Source organism: Rubneribacter badeniensis (genome assembly GCF_002899695.1).
Taxonomy (GTDB): Bacteria; Actinomycetota; Coriobacteriia; order Coriobacteriales; family Eggerthellaceae; genus Rubneribacter; species Rubneribacter badeniensis.
The window spans coordinates 35,912-60,438 of the sequence record NZ_PPEL01000008.1 but is presented as its reverse complement, the minus strand read 5'-3'; the positions used below and the strand labels follow the sequence as shown (position 1 = coordinate 60,438).

General features: G+C 63.9%; 16 protein-coding genes. 8 read left to right on the top strand and 8 right to left on the bottom strand.

All coding sequences use genetic code 11. From position 1 onward, the window contains the following. Window positions 1-454: 454 nt before the first annotated feature. Complete coding sequence (locus C2L80_RS03105; protein ID WP_092200987.1) at window positions 455-1,432, bottom strand: biotin--[acetyl-CoA-carboxylase] ligase; 978 nt, start codon at window positions 1,430-1,432, stop codon at window positions 455-457. Between the two features lie 1,134 nt (window positions 1,433-2,566). After that, complete coding sequence (locus C2L80_RS03100) at window positions 2,567-2,932, bottom strand: hypothetical protein (RefSeq protein WP_129589879.1); 366 nt, start codon at window positions 2,930-2,932, stop codon at window positions 2,567-2,569. Between the two features lie 127 nt (window positions 2,933-3,059). Here C2L80_RS03100 and C2L80_RS03095 point away from each other — a divergent pair, with 127 nt between their 5' ends. The 8 genes from C2L80_RS03095 (at window position 3,060) to C2L80_RS03060 (ending at window position 17,815) form a co-directional block, all read left to right on the top strand. Beyond that, complete coding sequence (locus C2L80_RS03095) at window positions 3,060-3,596, top strand: TetR/AcrR family transcriptional regulator (RefSeq protein ID WP_087195457.1); 537 nt, start codon at window positions 3,060-3,062, stop codon at window positions 3,594-3,596. A gap of 79 nt (window positions 3,597-3,675) precedes the next feature. Further along, window positions 3,676-8,547 (top strand): acyl-CoA dehydratase activase-related protein, encoded by a 4,872-nt coding sequence (locus C2L80_RS03090; protein ID WP_103262619.1) that lies wholly within the window; start codon window positions 3,676-3,678, stop codon window positions 8,545-8,547. A 1,272-nt stretch (window positions 8,548-9,819) separates the two neighbouring features. Next, entirely contained in the window at window positions 9,820-12,072 is a 2,253-nt protein-coding gene (locus tag C2L80_RS03085) for a lectin like domain-containing protein (RefSeq protein WP_169998969.1), read from the top strand. 431 nt (window positions 12,073-12,503) lie between these two features. After that, entirely contained in the window at window positions 12,504-13,016 is a 513-nt protein-coding gene (locus C2L80_RS03080) for a LytR C-terminal domain-containing protein (protein WP_087198752.1), read from the top strand. A 981-nt stretch (window positions 13,017-13,997) separates the two neighbouring features. Continuing rightward, the gene (locus C2L80_RS03075; RefSeq protein ID WP_087198751.1) at window positions 13,998-15,278 is read left to right on the top strand and encodes an ATP-binding protein; all 1,281 of its coding nucleotides are present in this window, start codon (window positions 13,998-14,000) and stop codon (window positions 15,276-15,278) included. Window positions 15,279-15,349: 71 nt separating this feature from the next. Further along, window positions 15,350-16,714, top strand: a complete 1,365-nt coding sequence (locus tag C2L80_RS03070; protein WP_103262618.1) for a sensor histidine kinase — start codon at window positions 15,350-15,352, stop codon at window positions 16,712-16,714. Between the two features lie 82 nt (window positions 16,715-16,796). After that, window positions 16,797-17,021 (top strand): hypothetical protein, encoded by a 225-nt coding sequence (locus C2L80_RS03065; protein ID WP_129589877.1) that lies wholly within the window; start codon window positions 16,797-16,799, stop codon window positions 17,019-17,021. After that, window positions 17,018-17,815, top strand: a complete 798-nt coding sequence (locus C2L80_RS03060; RefSeq protein ID WP_103262616.1) for a response regulator — start codon at window positions 17,018-17,020, stop codon at window positions 17,813-17,815. The genes C2L80_RS03065 and C2L80_RS03060 overlap by 4 nt, the downstream gene beginning before the upstream one ends. Before the next feature lie 172 nt (window positions 17,816-17,987). Here C2L80_RS03060 and C2L80_RS03055 read toward each other — a convergent pair whose 3' ends face one another. The 6 genes from C2L80_RS03055 to C2L80_RS03030 all read right to left on the bottom strand — a co-directional run bounded on the left by C2L80_RS03055 (window position 17,988) and on the right by C2L80_RS03030 (window position 24,525). Further along, window positions 17,988-18,416, bottom strand: coding sequence for a DUF4143 domain-containing protein (locus C2L80_RS03055; protein ID WP_275668724.1), 429 nt, complete (start codon window positions 18,414-18,416; stop codon window positions 17,988-17,990). A gap of 19 nt (window positions 18,417-18,435) precedes the next feature. After that, the gene (locus C2L80_RS03050) at window positions 18,436-19,713 is read right to left on the bottom strand and encodes an ATP-binding protein (protein WP_087196693.1); all 1,278 of its coding nucleotides are present in this window, start codon (window positions 19,711-19,713) and stop codon (window positions 18,436-18,438) included. 341 nt (window positions 19,714-20,054) lie between these two features. Next, the gene (locus C2L80_RS03045) at window positions 20,055-21,347 is read right to left on the bottom strand and encodes an ATP-binding protein (protein WP_092199130.1); all 1,293 of its coding nucleotides are present in this window, start codon (window positions 21,345-21,347) and stop codon (window positions 20,055-20,057) included. Window positions 21,348-21,466: 119 nt separating this feature from the next. Then, entirely contained in the window at window positions 21,467-22,762 is a 1,296-nt protein-coding gene (locus C2L80_RS03040) for an ATP-binding protein (RefSeq protein WP_087196689.1), read from the bottom strand. 156 nt (window positions 22,763-22,918) lie between these two features. Then, complete coding sequence (locus C2L80_RS03035) at window positions 22,919-23,809, bottom strand: nucleotidyl transferase AbiEii/AbiGii toxin family protein (protein WP_087196687.1); 891 nt, start codon at window positions 23,807-23,809, stop codon at window positions 22,919-22,921. Continuing rightward, window positions 23,809-24,525 carry a type IV toxin-antitoxin system AbiEi family antitoxin domain-containing protein gene (locus tag C2L80_RS03030; protein WP_239938677.1) on the bottom strand — a complete coding sequence of 239 codons (717 nt, stop codon included), beginning with the start codon at window positions 24,523-24,525 and terminating at the stop codon, window positions 23,809-23,811. The genes C2L80_RS03035 and C2L80_RS03030 overlap by 1 nt, the downstream gene beginning before the upstream one ends. Between the last annotated feature and the right edge of the window lie 2 nt (window positions 24,526-24,527).

The following is a 24,527-nucleotide window of genomic DNA, read 5'->3' as shown; positions in this document are numbered from 1 at the left end:
CTGGTACCGGGAGGGGAGGCTGAAGGCGTTCGACGAGGGAGGGCGCAAGGTGTACGATACGATAGCCGGCCGCAGGAGGCGGCTGGGGCTGGCCGCCTAGGCCGTCCGGAAAAACGTCCGCACCCCCCGAGATGTCGCCTTCGGTCGCATTTTGGCATGACCGGTCGGCTCTGGGCCCTTCTCGCCCCGCCTCTGCCAAGCGCCGGGTCTACGCTGCGCGGTAGGGCGATGGGCGGGAGGTTGCGGAAGCGGGGTGAAAGATGCGGGGCTGTTGGGATGCCGGACGATGGCACGACGCCGTCTGCCTCGCCGATCTCGCTTCGGGCAGCAACGCGTCCCAGTGATCTCTTTCCGTTCTCCACTTGCGCTCCCGCCCCAGCACGTCGGGGCGCGGGGGCAGCGGGCCTCGGCGACGACGCGTCGCGGCGGCCGGTCGCCGTGCGCGCAGCGGGTCTTACACGGGGCGCACGGCGGCGCTGGCCTCGCCGTGAGGGAGTTCGAGCCGGGTCTTGTCGGGCAATTCGACGACCAGCTTGAAGTCCCGCGTGAGGTCGACGGCGCGAGCGCGGATGCGCGAGCCGTCCCGCGCGATCACGACGGGCTGTCCGATGAGGAAGCAGCGACGGCGGTACTCCTCGTGGAAGGAGCGCTCGCCGAGGCGCGTGTAGAGCTTCCAGAACTCCTCAAGCACGGCGGCGGCCAGCTCGCTTCGCATGGTCCCGTCGCCTTCGTCCGCGATCGTGCCCGCCACCTCGGCCAGTTCGCTGGGAAAGCCCGTGTGCGGCGGGCGCACGTTCACGCCGATGCCCATGACGGCGTGCTCGAAGCGCCCGGATTCCATGTCCACCACGCCCTCGGTGAGGATGCCGGCCACTTTGCGGCCGTCCATGTAGATGTCGTTCACCCACTTGATGAGCGCGTCCTGGCCGGTCATGCGCTCGATGGCCCGCGCGCCCGCCACGGCGGCGGCGCAGGTGATGAGCTGTCCCTGGTCCGCGGAGATGCGCGGCTTGAGCACGACGCTCAGGTACACGCCCGAGCCGGCAGGCGAGAAGAAGCGCTTCCCCGGTCGGCCGCGCCCGGCCCACTGCTCTTCGGCGACGATGACCGTGCCCTCGGGCGCGCCCTCGAGCGCGCGACGCCGCGCCTCGGCGTTCGTGGAGTCCACGCGTTTGCGCACGGTGATGGCGAAGGGGTGCCCTTCGGACAGAAACCGCTCGATGCTGGCAGGGGAGAGCAGGTCGTTGTCCTGCGAGAGGCGGTAGCCCCGGTTCGTGGCGGCGTCGATGGCGTAGCCTTCCGCGCGCAGCGCGCGCACGGCCTTCCACACCGCGTTGCGGCTCACGCCGATCGCCTCCGCAAGCCGCTCGCCCGACACGTGCCGGTCGCGATTGCGCTCAAGCAGACAAAGCACCTGTTCTTTCGTGTTCATGGTTTGCATGGTGCGCATGGTAGGGGCGAAAAGCGGCCCGTGTCAACATGTGTGCGGATTCAGGGTGACAATTGCGAGCACGGAACGAACGAATGTTTCACGTGAAACATCGGGGCGTTTTCGAGGGGTCGTGAAGCGTTTCGGCGTGGTGCGTTTCGGGATGCGTTCGGGCGGCGCTCTGGGGCGCATAGGGCGAGGTCGCGTTCGGATGAGGTTGCGCCGCGCGAGGTCGTGCCGCACGATGCGCGGGCTGTTCGGACGCGTTGGGCTGGTCGGCTTCGTCGCGATGGTTTTCCGCTGCGTGCCGCCGCTCGCTGTTTGCGGTGCGAAAGGGGCCTTCGAGTCTTCGCCCCCATCGGCTCCGTACGCTTTGGGGTGGGCGCGCATGCTCATGGCGTCGTGCGCTTTTTTGGGGGGGGGGGTGCCCATGGCTCCGTACGCTTTGGGGGCGAGGCATGCGTGCTCATTCCGTTTGGGTCGTTTTGCGTGCAGTTCCCGGAAGCTTGTTCGGTGTGATGGCGGCTACGGGATGGGTTTGCGAACCTGGGTGGACTCAGATGAAGCAACCTCGATTTCGCTTCATCCCGGATGTTTCACGTGAAACATCCGTTCGTCTATGAGTTTGCGGAAAGCGGAGGTGCGGAAAAGTCGCTCCATTGCGGCGCGAGGGGGCCGGATTCGGATTGGCGCGGCATTCGGGAGGGATCGGCATTCTGGCAGGGTCGGCATTTTGGCGGGGTTGGCATTCTGGCAGGGTCGGCATCTGAGAAAGCGCGGTATTCGAGAAGGACCGGCGAAGCGTTTGGCTTGAACGGGCTTGTGGTCTGCTGCCCTGTTCGCCGTCCTTTCCTGGAGCGACGCCTTCCAAGGAGGCGGTGAGATGGGGGCCGGGAAGGTCGATGGGGCGATGCGCAGGGCAATGCCAATTCGTTTGCAAGCTGCCCCGGACAGACCGAGGCCGAGCCGGTTGCGATCGGGCAAGCCGGACATCGCTTCGGAGCTCTTTCGACTCTCCACTCCGAATGTTTCACGTGAAACATTCGTTCGACATAGTGCCTTTGCCGAGTATGCGGTGCGGAGCCCTGCGGTCGTGGTCGTTTGCGGGAGGAGCGTTGCCATCCCCTTGTTTCCCAGCTATAATGCGAGTAAATGAACAACTTGTTCATTAATGGCCCCTGTGTTCAATTGGAGGATCATGCCGTTCGTATCGTCAGATTCGGTTCCGATGCCGAAGTCGGGCTCGGCGACGGCCGCATGCTCGGCGCCCCGTTCGACCGCGGCCCCGGTGTCCCTCTCGGCTGTGGCTCCGGTCCCAGCCCCGGCGTCCCGGTCGGCTGCGGTGCCCCGCTCGACCGTTGCTTCGACGTTGGTTGCGGCCTCGGCGCCCCGCTCGGCTGTGGCTCCGGCTCCGGCATCTCGGTCGGTCGCGGCGTCCCGCTCGGTGACTCCGTCTCCGGCTTCCCGTTCCGCATCTTCCTTCGCAGACGCATCCGCTTCCACGTGCCGCTCCGCTTCCGCGTCGGACGCCGCTCGGCCATCCGCTGCGGCGTCCCCGTCGCCTGCCTGCGGCGAGGATCGACGCATCACCAAATCGAAGCGCGCGCTGCGCAACGCGCTCATCGCGCTCATGGAGGAGCGCGGATTTGACGGCTTTTCGGTGAACGACTTGTGCGCGCGGGCCGACCTCAACCGCGGCACGTTCTACAACCATTTCCGCGACAAAGACGCCCTGCTCGCCACGCTTGAGGACGAGGTCATGGACGATCTCGACCGCCTCCAGGGACGCATGCAGGACCTTACCGTGCGCAAGCTGCTCGGCTACCGCGCGCGCAGAAAGCCGCTGCCGCTGCTCGTGGACCTCTTCGACTACCTGCGCGAGCAAGGCGACTTCCTGCACGCGGTGCTCGGCCCCGGCGGCGACGTGCGCTTCGGCCCGCGGCTGCGCGACGCCGTGTGCACGAACCTCATCCAATCCATCCTGCACGAGCGCTACCGGAACAACCCCGAGCCGTTCGTGCAGTACTACGTGGCGTTCTTCGCGTCCGCGTACCTCGGAGTCATCCAGCGGTGGATCGAGACGGGCATGCGGGAAAGCTCGGAGGAGATGGCGCTCATCGCCATGCGGCTGTTCTTCATCAAACCGGGCGAATCGATCACGTTGTAGAGGGGCGCGGATGGAAGCGAAGCGGGACAAGGGCAACGGAAGCGGGATCGAAGGGATCCGCGAGAGCGACGGAGGAACCATGGACGGGAACACGAACCTCCATATCGGCATCGACGTGGGATCGACCACGGTGAAGCTGGCCATCCTCGACGACGCACACGAGGTGCGCTATGCGGTGTACCAGCGCCACCACGCCGACGTGCGCGCCACCATCGTGGAGGTGCTGGAGGCGGCCGCGGCCGACTTCGGCGACGAGCGCATGACGATTGCCATCACGGGCTCGGGCGGGCTTCTGCTGGCGCAGTGGCTGGGCATTGAGTTCGTGCAGGAGGTCATCGCCTCCAAGACGGCGGTTGAGACGTTCATCCCCAAAACGGACGTGGCCATCGAGCTGGGCGGCGAGGACGCGAAGATCATCTACTTCGACCAGGGCATCGAGCAGCGCATGAACGGCACGTGCGCCGGCGGCACCGGCGCGTTCATCGACCAGATGGCCGCGCTTCTGAACACCGACGCGGGCGGCCTGAACGAGCTGGCGCGCGAGCACGCCACGCTGTACCCCATCGCCAGCCGCTGTGGCGTGTTCGCCAAAACCGACGTGCAGCCGCTGCTGAACGAGGGCGCGCGCAAGGAGGACATCGCCGCGTCCATCTTCCAGTCCGTCGTCACGCAGACCATCAGTGGCCTTGCGTGCGGCCGCCCCATCCGCGGCCACGTGGCGTTTTTGGGCGGCCCCTTGCAGTACCTGCCGGAGCTGCGCAAGCGCTTCTACGAAACGCTTGAGCTGGACGACGAGCACATCATCGTGCCCGACAACGCGCACCTGTTCGTGGCCAGCGGCTGCGCCATCGCGGGCGCGGCGTCCGATACGGTGAAAGCCGAGCAGCTAGCCGACGTGCTGGAACGCTTGAAGGGCTTGGGCGACATCCAGGGCTCCGAGGTGGTGCGGCTGCCCCCGCTGTTCGCCGATGAGGAGGACTACGCGGAGTTCAAGCGCCGCCACGACGCCGAATGCGTGCGCCGCGGCAGCCTCATGGACTACACGGGGATGGCCTACCTGGGCATCGACGCGGGCTCCACCACGTTCAAGGCGGCGCTCATCGGCGAGGACGGTGCGCTTCTGTGGAGCCACTACGCCAGCAACAAGGGCGACGTGCTGGGCTGCGCCCGCGCCGCGCTCTCCAACCTGTACAACGACATGCCGGTGGACGCCGACACGGGCGAGCCGCTCGTGACGATCGGTCACGCCACGGTGACCGGCTACGGCGAGGGGCTTCTGCTGGAGGCCCTGCGCGTGGACTCGGGCGAGATTGAGACGGTGGCGCATCTGCGCGGCGCGCAGGAAATGCTGCCGGGCGTGGAGTTCATCCTGGACATCGGCGGGCAGGACATGAAGTGCCTGCGCGTGAAGGACGGCGTGATCGATCACATCATGCTGAACGAGGCGTGCTCCTCGGGCTGCGGCAGCTTCATCGAGAGCTTCGCGAGCGGCCTGAACCTCGACGTGGCCGCCTTCGCGCAGACGGCCATCCGCGCGAAGGCCCCGGTTGATCTGGGCAGCCGCTGCACCGTGTTCATGAACAGCCGCGTGAAGCAAGCGCAGAAGGAAGGCGCCACCGTGGGCGACATCGCCGCGGGGCTGGCGCTGTCGGTCATCAAGAACGCCCTGTTCAAGGTCATCAAGATCCGCGACCCGCACGACGTGGGCACGAAGGTGATCGTGCAGGGCGGCACGTTTCTAAACGACGCCGTGCTGCGCGCGTTCGAGCAGCTTTCCGAGGTGAACGCCGTGCGGCCCGACATCGCCGGCAACATGGGCGCCTACGGCGCGGCGCTTCTGGCGCGCGACCGCTACCGCGAGGCGGCTGCGCACGCCGCCCGCACCTCCGAGGCGGCCGCGGCGTGGAGCACCGCCGAGCTGGATGCCGCCCCCTCTGCCGCTCCGGTGCGTTCCACCCTGCTCACCCTGGAGCAGATCGAGGCGCTGGCCCCCACGCACAGGACCGTGCGCTGCAAGGCGTGCAGCAACCACTGCCTGCTCACGGTGAACGACTTCGGCATCGACGAGGCCACGGGCAAGCACCGCCGCTTCATCACGGGCAACCGCTGCGAGAAGGGCGCGGGCGCGCTCGATGCCGCCAAGGACGTGCCGAACCTCTACGAGTACAAGAGCCAGCGTCTGTTCGGCTACGAGCCCCTTTCGCCCGAGGTCGCCACGCGCGGCAACGTGGGCATTCCGCGCGCGCTCAACATGTACGAGAACTACCCGTTCTGGTTCACGTTCTTCACGAAGCTGGGCTTCCGCGTGGTGCTGTCCGACCCGTCCACGAAGAAGACCTACGAGGCGGGCATCGAGTCCATGCCGTCGGAGAGCGTGTGCTACCCGGCGAAGCTCTCGCACGGCCACATCATGAACCTGCTGGACAAGCGCCCCGACTTCATCTGGTTCCCGTGCAGCAAGTGGGAGCGGCAGGAGGATGAGGGCGCGGGCAACCACTTCAACTGCCCTATCGTGGCCAGCTACGCCGAGGCGCTGCGCCTCAACATCGACGAGCTGCGCGAATCGAGCACGCAGTTCCTGAATCCCTGGCTGCCCTACGACCGCAAGGAGAACCTTAAAGAGCGCCTGTTCGTCGAGCTGGTGGAAGCGCATCCGGAGCTGATGGGCGAAGGCGTTTCTGCGCCGACGCGCGCCGAGGTGGACGCCGCTGTGGAGGCCGCGTGGGCCGAGGACGAGGCGTTCAAGCGCGACATCCGCGCGAAGGGCGCCGAGACGCTTGCGTGGATGGAGCGCACCGGCACGCACGGCATCGTGCTGGCTGGCCGTCCTTACCACAACGACCCCGAGATCAACCACGCCATCCCCGAGCTTTTGACGAGCTTCGGGCTGGCCGTGCTCACCGAGGACTCCATCGCGCACTTGGGCACGCTCGAGCGCCCCATCCGCCTGGTGGACCAATGGATGTACCACACGCGCCTGTACGCGGCGGCGAAGGTGGCCACCGAGCGGCGCGACCTCGACCTCATCCAGCTGAATTCGTTCGGCTGCGGCCTTGACGCGCTCACCACCGACCAGGTGCAGGAGATATTGGAAGCGGCGGGCAAGGTGTACACCGTGCTCAAGATCGACGAGGTGTCGAACCTCGGCGCGGCGCGCATCCGCGTGCGCTCGCTTCTGGCCGCGCTCAAGGATCAGGCCGACGAGGAGGCCGAGGCCGAGCGCACGCCGTGCGGGTGCCCGGTCGCGTCGCTCGACGTCGACGCGCTGGTGGCCGACGCGAACGCGCGTATCGATGCCAAGACGGGGGCTGCGGAAGGCCGCATCGCCGCCGAACTGGCTGCCGCGAGCGTGGATGCGGCAGGCGGCGTTTCCGCAGAGGGCGAGCATGCTGCCGCGAGCGTTGGAGGTGCGCCGGGCGTCCCCGCAGCGGGCGAGGCCGGCAGCGCAGCCGCGTCTGCGGATGACGGCGGCGAGGTCGGCGGCGCGGTTTCGGGCGCTGCGTCCGCTTCGCCCGCCGCGAGCGCCCCCGCCACGTTCGCCGAGAAGGCCGCGCCCGAGGTGCGCGAGCGCTTCCGTCAGTGCGAGGGCGCCACCACCGAGTTCCCGCGCGCGGTGTTCACCGAGGAGATGAAGGAGGCGGGCTACACCATCCTGTGCCCGCAGATGGCGCCCATCCACTTCGACCTGCTCATCGACATCTTCCACCGCTTCGGCTACAACCTGGAACTGCTGCCCAGTGTGGACCACGGCGCGGTGGACGCGGGCCTGAAGTACGTGAACAACGACATCTGCTATCCGTCCATCCTCGTGACCGGGCAGATCATGGAAGCCGTGATGAGCGGCCGTTACGACACCAACAAGCTGGCCGTCATCATCACGCAGACGGGCGGTGGCTGCCGCGCCACGAACTACATCTCGCTCATCCGCAAGGCGCTGGCGAGCGTGGGCCTGTCGCACGTGCCGGTGATCGCGCTGTCGTTCAAGGACCTCGGCGAGGACAACCCCGGCTTCAAGATCACGCCGAAGATGCTCCTGCAGGCCGTGTACGCGCTCATGTACGGCGATTTGCTGATGATGTGCCTGTACCGCACGCGCCCCTACGAGGTGGAGCCCGGCAGCGCGAACGCGCTGTTCGACCAGTGGATGGGCACCTGCAAGGAACAGCTGCATCGCGGCGTGAAGCGCGCGGAGTTCAAGCGCACGGTGCGCGCCATCGTGGAGGACTTCGACACGCTGCCGCTTGCGGGCGAGGGCGCGAAGCCGCGCGTGGGCGTGGTGGGCGAGATTTTGGTGAAGTTCCATCCCACGGCGAACAACCAGATCGTTGACGTGATCGAGCGCGAGGGCTGCGAGGCCGTGGTGCCGGGGCTCATCGAGTTCTTCCTGTTCGGCATCGCGGGCGGCATCTTCCAGCGCCAGCTGGGCAAGACGAAGAAGAGCGAGGTGGGCAGCCGCATCGCCCTTTGGGTGATCGACAGGTTCCGCGCGCCGGTCACGCGCGCGCTGCGCGCTTCGAGCCGCTTCGAGCCGCCGGCGAACATCTACGAGTTGGCCGAGTATGCGAGCGAGATCCTGTCGCTGTGCAACTCGATGGGCGAGGGGTGGCTGCTCACGGCCGAGATGGTGGAGCTCATCAAAACGGGCGCGCCCAACGTGGTGTGCACGCAGCCGTTCGCGTGCCTTCCGAACCACGTGGTGGGCAAGGCCGTCATCAAGGAGCTGCGCCGGCGCTACCCCGAGAGCAACATCGTGGCCGTGGACTACGATCCCGGCGCGTCAGAGGTGAACCAGCTCAACCGCATCAAGCTCATGATTTCCGTGGCGAAGGCGAACCTCGCCGACAAGGAGGCCGAGGCCAAGCAGGCGCGCGATGCGTTCGTGCGGGCCAACGGCCCGCATGCCGAGCAAGAGGACGCCGGCGCGCTGGAGGTGGAGACCGAGCGCGCGTAAGCGGCCGGGCGCGTGCGGCCCCGGCGGCGGGGTCGCACGCGCCGAGGCGTTCCCTGTGACAAAAGGACGGGGATACTGCCACACGCGCTCTTCTCTTTCGTGTGACAAAAGGACGGGGATACGTTACGTGGGGTTGCATCCGCGGTGAACTGCGCCGCGGATGCAGACTCTTCGGCACCAGCGCATCCACCGCCGCACGCGGCGCAGCGGCTCCACCGCGTGACAGTATGCACTGGGGGTCGGCGGTCACCCACCGCCGACCCCCCATATTCTATGCGGTTGCGTCTCATGCGTCCGCACGCCCACACGGTTGCGTCTCATGCGTTTGCACGTCCGTACGGTCGCGCCCCCATGCGCCTGCGCCCCTCACGTCGCGTGTCCGTGCGGTCGCGCTCCATGCGCCCGTGCCCCGGAACGTCGCGTCCCGCATGTCCGCACTCCGCGCGCTTGCGCCAACACTCACACGTCAGTTTCGCATCCCGTCGCCCACACTGCGCCACATCGCTCGCACCACGTTCTACTCGCGTCGCTCTTCCTCGCATCGTCAGCACCGTCTCACCTGTCTCGTGAGCCCCTACTTCAGCGCAATTGGTAATAGATTTCCATATTTTCAGCAATATTTTATCGTGGCTATTTTTATCACATTTCAAACGGTAACGAATTTGCAAATTTTTGGTGAAATATTACCGTAGGCGAGCATATACACGCTGTCTGAAGCTCCAAAAAGCCTATTTAGGTCATTTTTAAGTTATCTGGCTCGCACAACGGTAAAAATGGCAGATTTTTTGTCGAATCCATTACCGCAAAAGGTTGGACGTCACTGTTCTGCCCTGTTTTTGACTCCCGCACCCTTGTCTCTGCTTCACCCTCGCATCTCTGACCCTTCGCCCGCCTCCGCACCCCTAGTCCTCCGCACCCGTCTCCGAACTCTGCGTACCCCGCACCCCTTGCCGTGGCTCCATTGGCGGGTGTCGGCAAGGGGAATGCGCCTACGCAAGTGCAGTGTTGCTCTTTTGTTGCCGATAGCGGGGTATAGTGGCGCTATTTCAGATGAGTTCGCTTCGACCGGAGGGCTGCAAGATGGCGAATCGGAAAAAGCGCGCGGCGGTGAGTTGCTGTGCGACGGGGCGTGTTCGCACGGCGATGTGTGGCCATGCGACGGCGAACTGTCGTGCAGCGGCAGATTGCCACACGGCGGCGAGTTGTCGTGCAACAGCGCGACGCCGTGCGGCGGCGGGATGTCGCACGGCGTTGTCGGCAGGTTGCCGCGCGGTGCTGGCGGGGCTGCTGGTTGCGTCGTTACTGCCAACGGTAGCGCTTGCTGCGCCGCAGCAAGACGCAGCTTACGATGCGGCCGTGGAAGACCTCCGTCCTCTCGTGGCCGACGCCCTAGCGCTCAACGCTCAGCGCACCTTCCTGTCGGAAAACGGCGCAGTGCTCTTTTTGGAAGACGAAGCCGCCGATCCGGGAATTGCGGCGAACGCGCTTCTGCCTTCAGCCTACACGGCGCCGTACACGTCGGTCAAAGATCAGGGGAGCACGGGGTCGTGCTGGGCGTTCGGGGCGGTGGCGTCGCTTGAATCGGCTCGGATGGTGCAGCAGGGCATCTCGTCGGCGGGTGGTAACGAACTGGACTGGTCGGAGGCTCAGCTGGCGTACGGAGCGTTCAATGGGCAGACGAATGACGGTACGCTCGAAGGGTGTGAATTGACCACCTCCGACAACGATCATATGATTTCGGATGAAGACAGATACGGCTTTGATCAGGGAGGCAATTGGATGGCGGCCTCAGCAGCCCTTGCGGCGGGTCGCGGCCTGTCGAACGAGACTGACGTGCCTTTCAATGCTGATGACCGTGACGCCATGGCGGCAGCCGCAGCAGCGAACTACAATCTGTCGCGTGTGCGCCTTGATTACAGCAAGGGACTCCCCGAGATCGCGCCCTTCGTTCGCGTTAATGCGGACGGTACGGTCGATCGCGACTGGAAGGAGGAGGCGCTCGACGCAACGAAGCAGGCCATCTTCGACACCGGTGCGGTGTCGGTGCTCTACTATGCTGACGATCCGGGCAGTCCATACTACCACGCGGGTCTGGAGAATGCGGATTCGGAGAGCGGCGAAGGGGAGGCGGTTGACCTCAATGAGACTGCCGATTCCGATGCGCTCGCCAGCCCAAATGCGCTCAGCGGAGCCGTCGCCCTTGATTCTGGCGTTTCTGCCAGTCTCGACTCCGATACGTCCAGTGAGATCAGCGCTCTTGATGTGTCTGCCGATCCCTACGCGTCTGCCGACGCCTCCGATCCCGATGCTCCGCAAGCGGTCCTTCCTCAAAACTATTGGATTCACGACTCGGACGAACAGGGCTTCACCACCAATCATGTGGTGACGATCATCGGCTGGGACGACACGTATTCCCGCTGGAACTTCGCGATAGAGCTTTATGACGAAGACGGTGACGAGCGTTTCTATGACTCCGAGATTGCCCAGGTCGCGCGAGATGATGACGGTGTCTCGTGGATAGTCCCCCGTATCGACGGCGCGTGGATTATCAAGAACTCGTGGGGCGAAACAGTTGAGAGTAGTAGTGGCGAAACGATGGCGATGGGCGACGGCGGCCTGTTCCGCTTCTCCTACTGCGAAAAGACGCTCGCCCAGCCTGCGGTGATGGTTCCCGACGAGGCGCCGAACGATCAGCCTTCCTACGACGAAACATACCAGTACGATGCCATAATGTCCCAGCAGCTTTGGCAGCCTGACGTGCAGTTTTCTGGTGCGAACGTGTTCACCGCATCCGACAATCAGACACTGGACGCAGTGGGCGTATGGGTACCTGATGACGACATAGAAGTGTTCATCGACGTGCGCGTTGGGCTGACCGATCCGACCAATCCTGAGAGCGCGGAACCGGCCTGTTCTTTCCACCAGTCGGTGGAGTGCTGGGGCTGGTACACCATCGACTTGCCTCAAACGGTAGCGGTGGACGCAGGCCAGACGTTCAGCGTGGTCGTGTCGCTGCTTGATGGCGACGGTGATCGATCCGTTCCGGTGGAGGCGGCGCTTTCTTTAAATGACGACCCCGGATTTCCCTCAATGCGGGTGTATGCTGCGTCTGGCGAGAGCTTCCTGAAGGCCACCGGCTCTTCGGTTGACGAGGAGGGGTGGGTCGATTGTCAGGACATGGGCATGGAGCTGGGCAACGTATGCGTGAAAGCGTTTGCAACGGAGCGGCCTGTGGATCCGGAGGAGCCGGAGGATCCAGAAGAGCCCACTGAACCGGAGGATCCTGAGAGCCCCGAGGATCCTGTCGCTCCTGAGGATCCGGAAGCTCCCGACATGCCCGATGATTCCAAAGCGCCCTCTCCCGAAGCGCAGTCCAACTCGCGTGCCGATGCCGCTGCGGCCGCTTCCCGCACGTCCCTCGCGCGAACGAACGACCCGCTGGCGAGCGCAGCCGGCACGTTAGCCTGCGTTGCAACGCTCAGCGTGGTTGCATGCGCCGTCGGTGCCGCTCGCCTGCGCCGCTGACCCCAAAGCGTTGCTTCGCTTATGGCAATAAGGCGCGCAATGGAGAAGCGCTCTGTGACAAAAGGACGGGGATGCTGTTACGCGGTGTGTGACAAAAGGACGGGGATAATGTCACGCGGTGGAGTTGCTGCACGAATGCAGCGGCAGGTGCCGAAACACGGCCTTTTCCTTTCGCTTGTCGAGTAGGTGGCGAACGTGGCGAAGCCTGCGGATGCGGGGAGGTTACGATCATCGCTCAGCCAAGAGGGCGCGTTTTGTACTCTCTTCTCTCTTCCTCTCGGTTGTTTGTTCCGTTTCCGAGGTTTGTCAGAAGAGAATGGCGCGCAAGGGCCTCCTTTCTGGTTGCGCCGGAAGGGCCGACAGGGGCCTTGCGGCACGGGCTCGAGCCGCATTTGGCGGTGCAAAGGAGAAGGCGGTCGAGGAGGTTTGCCATGGGGGTCGAAAGCAGAAGGGTTGTCGGCGCTGTTGGACGGCTCTTTTCGAGATTGATCGCCGTTGCGGCGGCGTGCGTCTTCTCGTGCGCGATGCTCGCGGGCTGCGGCTCAACCGCGCGCGACGTCGACGGGGTTTCGACCGGCGTCATCGATGCGGCTGCGGAGGCCGATGCGATTTCGAGCGCGCCCGATTCCCCGCTTCGCGAAGGGAAAGACCAGATCAATGTGCTGGTGCTGAACGGCTGCGGCATCGAGGGCGCGGCCGAGGAGGCGGCCGATGCCATCAGGGCCCTCGGTTTTCAGCGGGTCGAGACGGACAACGCGACGTATTTCAACCGGGTTTTCACGCGCGTCTCGTACCGTCATGAGGAGCATCGTCCGGAAGTCGATGAGATCGCGGAGGCGCTGGACGTTCCCGACGTGGGCGGCGTGTACAATTACGGCGACGCGAAGGATTGGGGCGAGGAATACGATATCCTCGTCATGGTTGGCTCTCCCGACGCCTTCTGAAACCGCTTCGGCTTTGCGGCGTCGATGCCGCATCGAGCTGGGATCGGCGGGATCCTCGGAGGGTTGAAGGCTCGAAGGGCTCGGGCCGCTCGTCCGTGCGGGACGTAGGATATAAACCTGTCCGCTCGCTCGCAGCTTCGGGTCCGGGATTTGGGTTGCGGGGCGCAAACCTCCCCAAGGCCCAGGTTACGGCGCGCAAAAGGGTGACAAAAGGACGGGGGTGCTGTCACGCGGTGGGGCCGATGCGCGGAGTACGTCTGCCAGCATGCTGAGGGTGAGAACGCGGTGCGCGTAAGTGACCAGGGATAGTAGGATTGCGAACGCGTCTTGACATTCTCGTCGGGTGCTTCTTCGCTCGCAGTTCGTTTGCGCATCGTAGAGCCCACGCTCCTTCGCGCTCGTTCGCGTCCCAGCGTCCTGTTTGCAGCAAATTTGCAACTCTATGTCGATTCCGGTTTGACACGGACGTCGCGCCGAAGCGGCAGAGACTGCGTCTTGTGCATAGGTCGCCAAGTGTCTTTTCGTTCTGGCGAGAGCGTTTCTCCAGGTCGGGATTTTCGCTGGAGCCGCCACTGGCCTCTCGGCGCGCTTTTTCGAGAGGAAATCTATGCACAAGACGCGATCCGTGCCACTTCGAGGCGTTTTCTCTGTCGAACCGGGGTTGGCTTGGGCCAGTCTGACCCGCCGAGCGAGGTCCTACTGGCGTTTCGGAAGGCCCCGCCCGCTGAATGAAAGAGGGGGCTTCCGAGACATCCGATCAGGGGAAGTTCAACTCGAGGACGAGCGAATATAGGTTGCACCGATTCTATTCAACCATTCAACAGAGACATTTGCAAATCACCGAAGTTTCTTCCGACAAATAGCCGAAGTTTCTTCCGACAAATAGCCGAAGTTTCTTCTTTTAAATCACCGAAGTTCTGTTTGTTAAATAGCCGAAGTTTCTTTATACTGGTAGATCAAACGGATCGGTGAGGAGCCGCCATGAAAGAATATTACCCTCGCGTTGCCGATGCGGTGCTTGACTTCAAACTGAGGAGCACCGGCGCTGTTTTGATACAGGGACCCAAGTGGTGCGGTAAATCCACCACGGCCATCCAAGTTGCGAAGAGCGCGGTCTATCTGCAGAACCTCGCAACGAGGGATCAGGATATCGCGCTAGCGAAAAACGCTCCCGACCTCTTTTTGGAAGGTGATGTTCCCCGCCTCATCGACGAATGGCAGGACATTCCCTTCATTTGGGATCAAGTGCGTTTCGAGGTCGACCGAAGGGGAGAAAACGGGCAGTTCATCCTCACCGGATCGGCCACTCCCCTCGATGATGAAGGCGGGAGGCCCTACGAGCATAGCGGCATCGGGCGAATAGCCTCTTTGGTGATGCGTCCGATGAGCCTGTTCGAATCGAAGGACGGGACGGGTGCGGTTTCCCTATCGGATTTGTTCGAGGGTGGGCAGGTCGCCCCTGCGCGGTGCGAGCTGTCGCTGCAAGACTATGCCTACCTTGTGTGCCGTGGGGGTTGGCCGAGGGTCGTGAGCCTCGATGGGGATGAGGCGTTGGAGCAGGCGTACGTGTTCTACGACGGTCTTGTGGGTGAAGATATCAACCGGGTGTTCAGGAAAAGCAAAAATCCCGAGAGGATCAAACGGTTCATGCGCTCGTATGCGCGAGCCGTCTCCTCGGAAACCTCGTTGAGCCAGATGAAGAGGGACATGGAGGCGAACGAGGGAACGGCGTTCGACGAGGAGACGATAGCGTTGTACGTGACCGCTCTCGAGCGGTTGTACGTCGTGGAAGAGCTTTCGGCTTGGAATCCCAATTTGCGCTCCAAGACTGCCGTGCGCACTTCCAACACGCGCCATTACGTGGATCCGTCGATTGCGTGCGCCGCGCTGGGGGTGGGTCCTCGCGACCTTCTGGGCGACCTCCGCACGTTCGGGCTCCTCTTCGAATCGATGTGCGTTCGCGATTTGAGGGTGTTCTCGGAAAAGCTCAAAGGCCGCGTGTACCATTACCGGGACGGTAGAGGCCGCGAGGTGGATGCCGTAGTGCATTTGAGGGATGGGCGCTGGGCGGCCGTTGAGGTTAAACTTGCCAGCCAGGAATCTATAGAGGATGCCGCTCGGCATCTGCGCGCTTTGGCTGACGATATCGATACCGACAAGATGAAGCCGCCGAGTTTTCTCATGGTGCTCACGGCGACGGAGTACGCCTACCGGCGTGACGATGGGGTGTACGTCGTTCCCCTTGGGTGCCTTCGGGATTGACGCTTTCGTCGCGGACGCATTGCCCGATCTTCTTTGCGGCTGGCCGCGCACAAAAGGGATAGAATACGGCCATGGATTCGTTCGATCTCTTCAACATAGCGCTTGACGGGTACAGCGCGCTTTTGTGCGCGATGATGGGTGTCCACGCGCTCATTGCCGCGCGCGGGCGCCGAGACGAGGTGAGCCGCTGCTTCGCGGGCATCTGCCTGGCGAACGCCGTCATGGCTTTGGGGGATATCACGTCTTGGGCGCCCGCGCCGCCGCTGGATCAAGGCCAGTACGCGCTCGTGATGGCGGGCTCCTTCGCCTACTACGTGGCCGTGATGCCCATCTACCTGTTCTTCACGGGCTACATCGTGTCGTACTTGGAGCGTCGCACGCAGCTTGCGCCGACGGTGCGTCGCGTGGCCCCGCCGCTTTTGGGAGCGCTGTTCGTGGCGTATTCGATCTGCTGCGTCGCCTCGCTGTGGAACGGGATGCTGTTCGTCGTGACCCCTGAGGCGGGTTATGAGCGCGGCGATCTGTTTTGGATATCGCAAGCGTCCGTCATTGCGCTGCACCTGTTCAACGCCGTTATCATTCTGCGCCATTTCGGTTGTTTGACCGCAGCGGAGCGCCTGGGCTTCGCAAGCTACCTCCTGCTGCCGATGGTGGCCAACGCGGTGCAGGTGGCGTTGTTCGGCGTGGCGCTTCTGAACGCGGCCATCACGTTGGCGCTGCTCATCATCTTCATCAGCATCCAATCCGAGCGCAAGGCGCTTCTGGCGCGGCGTGAGCAGGAGCTGGCCGAGGCGCGCGCCGACATCATGCTCAGCCAGATACAGCCGCACTTCCTGTACAACACGCTCACGGCCATCCGCGAGATGTGTCTGAGCGATCCAGCCGAGGCGGCGCGCATGGTCACGGACTTCTCGGCGTATCTGCGCGAGAACATGGCCTCGCTCACCAGTCGCGTGCCCATTCCGTTCGAGCGCGAGCTGCGGCATGCGCGCACGTATTTGGCGCTTGAGCAGAAGCGGTTCGGGAACCGGCTGCGCGTGGAGTTCGACGTGCGGGCTACGGCGTTCTCGCTGCCGCCTTTGTCGCTGCAAGCGCTTGCGGAGAACGCGGTGCGCCACGGCGTGACGAAGCGCGAGGAGGGAGGCCGGGTGCGCGTGGCCTCTGCGGAGGAGCCGGACGCGTTCGTGGTGACGGTCGCCGACGACGGCGTGGGCTTCGAGCCGGATGCGGCGCGGCTCGACGGTCGGCTGCACGTGGGCATCGCGAACGTGAGCGCGCGCGTGAAGGCGCTGTGCGGCGGCACGCTGGTGGTGGACAGCACGCCGGGCGCGGGTACGCGCGCGACGCTGCGCATCCCGAAGGGGGAGGGCGCGGACGGCGGTGCGGTTGGGAGCGCGGAAGGCGGTGCGGGGGGGGGCAGTGGGTGCCCCTGGTGAGACGGGCGCTACGACTGGCGGCATGGCTGGCGGTGCGGCTGGGAGCGTTGCGGGGACGGTCGGCGCGCCTGATGGTGACGGTGTGGAAGTGGCGGTCGGCGACGCGAGTGCGGCGGCCGGATGCGCGGGTGTGGCGGCTGGCGACGCGGCCGGAAGCGAGGGGGCTGAATCTGGCGGTGCGGCCGGGGACGCCTCGGGGACGGTCGGCGCGCTCGGCGACGGCATGGAGGCTGTGGCTGGCGGTAGTGCGGAGGTCGCATCCGACGGTGGTGCGCGCGGTTCCGGTTGCGGAAGGGGTGGCGAATGAACATCATCGTGGTGGATGACGAGCCGCTGGCGTTGCGTGGTACCGCGCGCCTTGTTCGGGAGGCCGGTGGGGCGGACGAGGTGCAGGAGTTCTCGCTGCCGCGCACGGCGCTCGCCTTTGCGCGCGAGCATCGCGTGGACGCGGCGTTCCTCGACATCGAGATGCCCGGTATGAGCGGCCTTGAGCTGGCGAAAGCGCTCAAGGACGAGAATCCCGACACGCGCATCGTGTTCGTGACCAGCTACGAGCAGTACGCCGTGGACGCGTTCGCCGTGCGCGCGACGGGCTATCTGCTGAAGCCGGCGCGCCTTGAGGACGTGCGCCGCGAGCTCACCTTCATCTACGACGAGCGCCGCGAGCGCGTGCGACAACCGGGAATCGTGCGCGTGCGGACGTTCGGAGGGTTCGAGGCCGAGGTGGACGGCGTGCCGCTGTCGTTCAAGCGCTCGAAGTCCAAAGAGTTGTTCGCGCTTTTGGTGGATAGGCGCGGTTGCGGCGTGACCACGCGCGAGGCGTGCGCGGTGCTGTGGGAGGATGCGTCTTACAACGCCTCGAAGCGCAGCTACTTCCAAAACGTCGTGGCCGATCTGCGCGCCGCGCTCACTGCCGCGGGCGCGGAGGCGGTGCTTGTGCGCTCGCGCAACAGCCTGGCTATCGACCCGGCGCTCGTCGACAGCGACAGCTATCGCTTCCTCGAAGGCGATCCTGTCGCGGTGAACTCGTATCGCGGCGACTACCTGCCCGCCTATTCGTGGGCCGAGTACTCCACGGGCCCGTTCTCGCGCATGGGCTGAGGTTTGAGATTTGCCGCCCGAGAGGCCGGTGTGGGCGGCGTCTCGGGAGATGGGGCGGCGTCTTGGGCGGCTGGGTGCGGGCCTCGGGCGGGGCGCGGGATGCGGGCAGCGCGGCTCACAGACGCTGCGGGCGGCCGGATGCAAGCGGCTCGGCTCCTTGCTCGGCATGCCCTCAGGGCGCGAGGGCGCGGATGGGAATGGAGTAGATGCCCTCGCCTACTTCGCGGGCATAGTGGGAAAGGCCGGTGATGACGGCCATGAACTCGGGCTCCCTCACGCGCGCCTTCGGGTTGCCGCGAAGCTTCCCGCGGAGCCGCTTGAGGTTCGAGGCCGCGGCGGGCACGCCCTCCTCGCCGACCTTGACTTCGAAAGCCGCCCATCTTCCATCTGCCAGCTCGATGATCGCGTCTGCCTCTAGGCCGGAATCGTCGCGATAGTACCTGATCGGCTCGAATCCGATGTCGGGGAGGGCTTGGGCGTACACGAGAAGGTCGCGGATGCACAGGTTCTCGAACATCGTGCCGAAAGCCTGCCAGTCGCGCACGAGCGCTTCGGGTCCCCTGCCCAGCTGGGCTGCGGCGAGGGACGGATCGGCGCGAATTGAAACCGTCGGAGCGATCTTAAGCTCCCAGCATGGTTATGGGGACAACGGCCACGCCATCGGGGCGGCGATAGGCGAAGCGTCCCTGCCCCACAATCACGCATTTGCACGATGGCGCGGTCTGACCGGCCAGCGCCATTTTCCGCTCAAGACGATTGAGCGTTGCGGCGGCATCGTCAACTTGGGCGGCTCCCAGTTTCACCTCGAACGCACCCCACGATTGATCCGTCCGCTCCACGATGGCATCAACCTCAAGGTCGGAATTGTCCCGATAGTGATATACCTGCGCGTCCATGCAGGCCGCATACACGGACAAATCCCGGTAGCAAAGGGATTCAAACAAAAAGCCGAGCGTTTTGACATCCTTTTTCAGCATTTCGGGGGTGGCTCCCATCGCGGCCACCGCAAGCGACGGGTCTATCAAGTGCCATTTGGGAGAAATGCGCAGGCGCAAGGGGGAGCGCAGTGCAGGATTCCACGCGGGCTGCTCTTCTATGACGTAGGAGCGCTCTAGGTAATCTATATAGGCATCCAGCGTGTTGCGCGAACGGATGGTTTCGGCTTTGCCGTCTGCATGCTCGCCGCCTCTGCTGAAATCCTTTAAGAGCGTCGACTTGTTCACCAGCTGCGCGGTCGTGCGGCCGAACGCATGCAAAAGGGCGCGCATTTTCTGGGCATTGAACCTTATCGCATCTTCGCCTTCCATATCTGCCGCATCGGGGTCACACACTGCGGCCACGTATTCGCGGGGAACCAGAAGAGTGGCTTCAAGAGGGCTTCCGATGGATGCGGGCCATCCGCCGCGGCATATGAGATTGATGAGGCTTTCGAGGGACGGCTCTTCCTGCGCGCCCGATATGTCCGATTCGGAGAAAAGCGAACTAAGGCTTATTTGGGCAGAGGATTCTCCCGATTCGCTGAGGGTCATGCTTTTCATTTTCAGGCGCGCGATACGCCCGGTGCCGCTGTGATGCACATGCTTCGGCGTTGTCGATCCCGTGAGCAGAAACCGCCCCTTTTCTTGGACGCGGTCTACGTCGCTGCGCACGGCATCCCAAAGCTCCGGAACGCGCTGCCACTCGTCAAGCAGAATGGGAGGATTGCCGGAAAATAAGTTTTCGGGGTTTATGCGGGCGAGTTCTTGCGTGTTGCGCTCGGTAAGGTAGTAGGCGCTTCCTGCCTGCTGCAGGCATGTGGTGGTTTTGCCGCACCATTTGGGGCCGCGAAGCGAAACCGCACCGAACGCTCGGATGTATTGGGCGAGTTTTGCATCTATTAATCGAGGGAGATAGTGCATAGTGCGTCTCCTTTTTGCGCATTATTTATCAGGCATTATAGTATCCATTGAGCAAAAAGCAAACAGGAAACTGATCAAAAAGCAAATGATCTACTGATCAAAAAGCAAACAACTGGCTGAGCAGGTTGATTGCCATCCGAGGTGCAAAACCGGGCACTTAGTCATAGGCAGGGTGGGGGTGATTCGACGCGAGGGCCGCGATTGGCGCGATCGCGATCCGCACGACATTTTCCGAAAAGGGCGAAAATCGGCTCGCGCTGGCCACTTCAGCAGCCCTCCCCAAGGCGACCTCGGCAGGGTTACGTCGCAGCTTGCCCTTGGGGGCGTCCGGCTCGCCGCCCTTAAGCTCCGAGCAGCGTCGCGGGGATCACCATCACCCCGTCGTCGCGCGTGTAAGCAAGGCTTCCTTTGCCGACGACGACGGCGAGGAATACCGGTTCGGCGTTTCGGGCGGCCCCGTTCGCGGACATCCTGTCACGCAGACGGTTGAGGCTTCGAGCCCCTTCATCGATCTTTGCATCGCTGAGCTTGACCTCGATGCCGGCCCACCTGCCCTCGTACTCGATGATCGCGTCCACCTCCAGCCCCTTGTCGTCTCGGTAGTAGCACACGCCGTTGCCAAGCCCCGGATAGGTTGAGAGGAACACCCGCAGGTCGCGCAGGACGAGGCTTTCAAACAGCAGACCGAGCGTTTGCGTGTCGCGCAGAAGACGTGAGGGCGTGGCGTGCAGGAGCGCGGCGGCGAGGGAAGGGTCGACGAACGAGCGCTTCGGCTTGACGCGCACGCGGGATTTCGACCTCATGGGAGGCTCCCACCCGTGCAATTGCTCGATCAGGTGGATGCGCCCGAACAGATCGAGGTACGACGCGATGGTGTCGTCGTCGACCCCTCGGCCCTCGCCCGCCATATCTTTCGCAAGCGTCTTGTATGTGGCCGCTTGACCCTCGTTGACGGCGAGCGCGCGCATGAGCGCTTCGGCGATTTCGGGCGAGCGCCGCTGCTCTGTGACGTTGACGTCGAGCGCCGACCGCACGTACTGGCCCGCCGTCTCCAAGGCGACTTCGTCGGGCATCCCTATGTTGGCGGGCCATCCTCCTCGGCAGCAAAGGCGGGCGATGTCCTCGACGTCTGTGGAGCATCGTGCGGGAGCAAGCTCTTCCCCTTCGAGCAGAGAGCGGAGGGACACTTCGGCCGTGGAGTCTCCCGATTCGCAGAGGGCCATGGGACGCATGGTCAAGCGGGCGATGCGCCCGGTTCCCGAATGGCGCACGTCTTTGCGTTTGTCCGCAGGGAGGCTGGTCGATCCGGTCAGGAGGAGCGACCCGCGGGCGTTCCCCGAGTCGTCGACGTAGCGCCGCGCGGCGTCCCAGACGGTCGGCACCTCCTGCCATTCGTCCACGAGGTGGGGCCTTTCCCCAAGCAGGGCGAGCTTGGGGTCGACGGTCGCCGCCTCGCGTTCGGCCGGCTCGTCGAGTTTGGTGACGCTCGCGGAGCGGGAAAGCGCCGTCCAGGTTTTGCCGCACCATCTCGCCCCGGTGATCTCAACGCAGCCGAACGCCTTCATGAGGGTGTCGAGGCGTCCCTCGATCAGGCGGGGGCGATAGTTCTTCGGGGTCAAGGTTTCGGCGGGCATGTGGCCTCCTGTCGCGCATGATGGTTCGAAATCGCTTCGTTCGGTATTTTACACCCTTTCCGTTCGGGAAAATACACTCTTCCTGTTCGGTGTTTTACACCCTGCGAAGACCTCGTCGCTTAGGCTCCCAGCGCGGTGAGCGGAATGACGTACACGTCGGACGCCGCATCGTAGCGAGCGAATTCGCCCGCGCCCACGATCACCGCCATGAACTCGGGCCGAGGGTTGCGGGCGGCGGGATTCGCGGCCACCTTCGCCCGCAGGCGGTTGAGCGCCGCCGCGCCTTCCTCAACCTTGCTGTCGCCCAGCTTCACCTCGAAGCCGGCCCATCTTCCGTCGCGCAGCTCGATGATGGCGTCCACTTCCAGCCCGTCGGAATCGCGGTAATAGCGCAGCGGGTCTGCGGGAGCGTGCGGCAGGGCCGAGGCGTACACCGCCAGATCGTGCATGCAAAGCGCCTCGAACAGCATGCCGAAAAGCTGCCCGTCCGACACCAGCCTCTGCGGATCAACGTGCAGCAGGCTCGCCGCCAGCGACGGATCGGCGAAGTAGCGCTTCGGCTTGGTGCGCAACCGGCTCTTCGACCGGATGGGCGCGTCCCACCCCGCGACGCTCTCGACCACGTAGAGCGCCTCGAGCGCGGCGATATGCTCCGCGGCCCTTTTCTCGATAGTGGCCTTCGACAGCTCGTCGGAGAAAGCATCCGCGCCGATGGTCGCCAGCTTCGCGGACGTCCCCAGGTTGCGTGCGAGCGACTGCGCGACCCTGCGCGACTCGCCCCCGTCAAGGCCCCGTCGCGGAACGCTGGTCTCGAAAACGGCGTCGAAATACGAGTCGAGGTAGCGCGAAGCCTTGTTGAAGTCCGCGTTGCGCAAGGCGGGCCAGCCGCCTCGGCATATGGTTTCCGCAAGCGGGGCGAGGCGCTGCTGCACGAGCGCCGGCTCGAACCGCCCGTCGAACAGCCCCGCAAGGGAAACCGACGCGGAAGACTCTCCTGTTTCGGCAAGCGACATCGTGCGCATGCGGAGCTTCGCTATCCGCCCCGCGCCGCTGTGGCTCACGAGGTGCTTGCTGGGCGACGAGGATCCCGTGAGGATGAAGCTCCCGGCCCCGCCCTCCGAGCTGTCAACGGCATCGCGCACGGCATCCCAGATGGGAGGCACGTCCTGCCATTCGTCAACCACATGGGGCCTGGCGCCGACAAGCGCGACCGCAGGGTCGGCCTCGACCGCCTGCCTGACGTTGGCGCGCCCCACCCGGGTCACGCTCTCCCCGAACGAGAGGGACGTCCACGTCTTTCCGCACCACATGGTGCCCGCCACCTCGACGGCCGCGAACGTGTCCAGCAGTTCGGACAGCACGCTGTCGCACACCCTCGGCAGATATCCTTCCGGCTTGAGCGCTCCCTGCTTCATGAACGGGCCTTTCGTAAAGCGATCCGATTTTAGAGGCAAATTGAATCCGGTTTCAGAGTATAAATGAATCCGATTTTAGAGGCAAATTGAATCCAGGGTTGATCCAAGGTTCACCGCTCTCTCGTGTTCGTGTTCCGTTAGTCTTGCTTGGGTGAATCACTCCCAAGTCAACGTTTTCGTGCTCCAAACACTCAAATCCGTTCGATCCGATAAACACGGTTCGATCAGCTTTTTGGCTAGCGTTTCGGCGTTGCGAATATCATGGAAATGGTTGGGCGTTCCCGTCTGTTCGGCCAATCTCCTGTATTGGCGAGCCTGAGCATCGCCCCATTCTGGTGGCGTACTGAATGTTCGGCTCGATGCCAGTTTGCGTACTGAGAATTCCGTTTTCAAAGCGGCGCTCAGGGTATCGAAGCCAAATGCGACGTTTCGGGCGTACACGACAATGTCCACGAGGTCTTTCACGCGGGAGGAGGGTCTGCCGCTATGGCGTTCCACGATACCGCAAGCTTTGTCTGCCACGGCTCGTTCGGCAGGATACACCGGATAATCGTACGATTCGATTCCGGCAAGCTCGATGCGATCTGCGGGCGAAATCCGATCGGGCTTACCGCAGTCGATCTCGTCGGCCACGAGATCGATCGAAACGGTTTGAACTCGTTTTGCTCCGAGGAATACATCGAAGGTTATGGTGCGGCCTTCGCGATACTCGTCTTCGGCTTTGATGGGGTTGCAGCCGATGTATCCGAACGAAACGAAATCGCCGAGATCTTTCGAGGCGAGAGCCCTCAACTCGTCCACGGCGGCATCTATGTCAAGCGAGTTTGTCGCAAGGTCGATGTCGCGCGTATATCGCGCATCTGTCGTGCGGGCGAGCGCGCCGAGGCCCCCTTTGAGGACGAACGGTGAGCACGGATTGGAGAACACCCTGCAAAGCAGCCTGTGGAAATAGAATCCCGCGATGGCTCGGTTCGTGTCCAGAGCCGAGCGCTTCGCCGCTTCCTTGACGGCCATCTCCAATGCCCTCGGCGAAGAATACCCTGCCATCAGCCCTCCTTCTTCTCGATGAGTGCGACGTGTCCCATGCCGTCCGTCTCGACGAGCTCGGCCTCGCCGAATGGCGCGATCCCCGCCGCGCGGAGTAGCTTGTCGTAACGGTCCGCTCCAAGCTGTTTGCGAAGCTCGCGTATGTCCATGTCGACAGTACCGTACTTCCTGATTGCTTCCACGAAGGCATCGGCAACGAGGGAGGCGTCTTCGTCGGAGTCGACGAGGCTGGCAATCGTCGCTTCCACGCGCGTGACGGGGATTCCCGATTTCCAAACGATGTCGGCCTCCGAAAGGAGCCTGATAGGGAATCGTACGCCTTCCATGCGGCTGTTGAACCGGCGGGGCGCGGCGATCTCGTATGGGTCGGGATGAAAGTTGCCTATCCCATGAATGTGCGCCGCCGTAGCGCCGGTGGCGGCGAATCCGTCGAAGGAGCGAATACGCTCGTGGGTCCATGTTTCGGGAGCGGTGAGTTTGTACGCCGCGCGCAGCCCGTCGAGGCCGTCGTCGATGGAGGAGGAGAGCCGGTATGCGCCGTGGGCGATGCGCTCGGTCTTCCCCGTTTTTTCAGCATAGGCCAGCGCGTAACGTGGGATTCCGCGTAGTCGCGCTTGCGCGGCGGTGAACACGCCGGCTTCGGACGCTGCGAGTTCTTCCAGAGCGGATATGTTGCTTCGTCTTTTCATATGTTGCAATAGTAGCAAATAATACAACT